The following is a 575-nucleotide window of genomic DNA, read 5'->3' as shown; positions in this document are numbered from 1 at the left end:
GTTTTAACTACTGAACATTCTGGTGTTGCTCCTGCATCGTAAACTGTTACGGTATATGTTCCTGCTACCGTAGGATTTAGCGTTAATGTTGTACCTGCTAAATTCGTTCTTCCTACTGCTATACTTGGTCCTGCAACTTCATAAGCATAACTACTAGAACCTGAAGTTACTTCTAATGCTACAGTTGCTGCCATTGGTGCAGTACATGTTAGCTTCTTAGTCTCTGTTAACGTAAATACTAAATCTGGTGTGATTGTAACTGCTGTTGGCGTACCTTCTGTACATCCATTAGAATCTACTACATTTACTGTATAAGCATCTGCTGCTAAATTGGTAAATGTATAGTTTGCAGCATTCAGTATTTGCGTTTCTACTACTCCACTTCCGTTAGATAATGTATAAGTATATGTACCTGTACCTCCTGTTGCTGTTACTGATATACTTCCTCCTACTGTGGTATCACATGAATTGTCATTCTCAGTTACTGTAAATGTTACCGCTGCTGGATTTGCTATGACTACTTGATCTGTTGACTCACAATATAATCCGGTAGCTCCATTTTTATCTCGTACTAC

At 38.4% G+C, this 575-nt stretch carries 1 protein-coding gene; it reads right to left on the bottom strand.

Features of this window, described 5'->3' with window-relative positions; genetic code table 11:
* The coding region (locus tag MK851_RS15645) for a hypothetical protein (RefSeq protein WP_320244939.1) at positions 1-575 on the bottom strand (575 nt) is incomplete at both ends.

The organism is Tenacibaculum sp. 1B UA, from assembly GCF_033978845.1.
Taxonomy (GTDB): domain Bacteria; phylum Bacteroidota; class Bacteroidia; order Flavobacteriales; family Flavobacteriaceae; genus Polaribacter.
Note: the sequence above shows the minus strand (reverse complement) of the source record. Positions and strands in the feature narration are given on the sequence as shown.